The organism is Acinetobacter sp. (assembly GCF_049284435.1).
Classification (GTDB): domain Bacteria; phylum Pseudomonadota; class Gammaproteobacteria; order Pseudomonadales; family Moraxellaceae; genus Acinetobacter.
In genome coordinates this window covers 1-1,580 of record NZ_JBAPXX010000041.1, presented here as the reverse complement: position 1 = coordinate 1,580, position 1,580 = coordinate 1, and the positions used below count along the sequence as shown (strand labels likewise).

2 protein-coding genes are annotated in these 1,580 nt (G+C 46.1%); both read right to left on the bottom strand.

All coding sequences use genetic code 11. The features are described 5' to 3' along the window. Window positions 1-46: 46 nt before the first annotated feature. Entirely contained in the window at window positions 47-502 is a 456-nt protein-coding gene (gene sixA, locus WAK81_RS03090) for a phosphohistidine phosphatase SixA (protein WP_422195644.1), read from the bottom strand. Window positions 503-578: 76 nt separating this feature from the next. Beyond that, on the bottom strand, window positions 579-1,580 hold a 1,002-nt coding region (locus WAK81_RS03085; RefSeq protein WP_422195643.1), incomplete at its 5' end, for an NAD(P)H-dependent glycerol-3-phosphate dehydrogenase.

Below are 1,580 nucleotides of genomic sequence, written 5' to 3'. Positions count from 1 at the left end.
TCCATAAATACAACATTGATTGTGTTCTGCCGTTTTAATTAATTTTTTATAGTGTAGGAATAAAGTTTTTTATCTGTGTGGATAAGCCAGGGGCAATCACTGCCTGATCATAAATACGTGCTTCTGCCAATGCATAAGGATGAAAAGATTCAGCCAGCAGAATGGAAGACATATGTGCCACCACATTCATATGGCATACCACTACAATCGACTCATACGGAAGTTGCGACAACCATTCCACTGCAACCTTGGCATCATCATCCGGTTTGATGGTATTACAGATCACCACCGGCACATCTTTAAAATACTGCTGCAAATGTGCCAGAGTTTCCTGCGCACGCAATAACGGACTGACCACAAAGACTTCAGGCTTAATCAGATCCTTTAAGAACTGTGCAGTTTGTTCAGCCTGTTGGTGGCCACGTTCCGTTAAAGGTCGCTTGGTGTCATTACTATTGACCGGTGGTGCGGCCTCGCCATGTCGAACTAAAGTCAGTTGCATTTGATTTCCTTATATTCTTTTGCCTGCATGTTAACCCGCTGATATGACAATTCGCAGACAGTCCTTGTGTTATAGATCAGACTTGATGATGTGGCAAGACAAATTCGACATCACTGCGATGACCGTTTTTCATCAATGACAAGGCAATATTGAGTGGTGGCGCACCTTCAAAAATCACATCATACAAGGCCGAGGTAATCGGCATATATACATCGAGCTCTTCCGAACGTGCCTTGACCTGCACAATGGTATTAATCCCTTCTGCCGTTTGCCCCAATTCAGTCGTTGCCTGCTCCAAGGTTTTACCTTTGCCAAGTGCATAACCCACCTGATAATTACGGCTGAGCGGACTGCTACAGGTTGCAAATAAATCACCCACACCTGAAAGCCCAAGAAAGGTCAGCGGATTGGCACCGAGTTTCACCGCAAAACGGCTCATTTCGGCCAAGGCACGGGTCAAAATCATACTCTTGGTATTTTCACCCACGTTATACGCAGCGGCCATGCCCATCGCGACAGCATAGATATTTTTTAATGCGCCGCCAAGTTCTACCCCATGCACATCATCACTGGCGAATACGCGGAACAAGGCACTATGTAGGGCTTGTTGTACCGCATAACGCACCAGCTCGGACTGGCTGGCAATCACGGTTCCTGCCGGCTGTCCTGCCACAATTTCTTTAGCCAAATTCGGTCCTGATAACACGCCATAAGGCACTTCAGGCAACACTTCACGAATAATATCGCTCATGAAACTAAAAGTTTTGGCTTCAATGCCCTTGGTCAGCGAGATCACGGCTTGCGACGTAATAAAAGGTTTGATTTGCTGCAAGACATCCCGGAAAGAATGGCTCGGAATAGCGACTAAAATAATATCGCGATCACGCACAGCCTGTTCCAGGTCTGACACCGCCAGCAGATTTTCTTCTAACTGGAAATCTGACAAATAGCGTTTATTGATATGGGTCGCATTAATATCTGCCGCAACTGCTTCATCACGAATCCAGATCATGGTATTGCAACCATTACGCACTGCAGTATTGGCCATTGCAGTACCAAAGCTGCCCCCACCCAATAC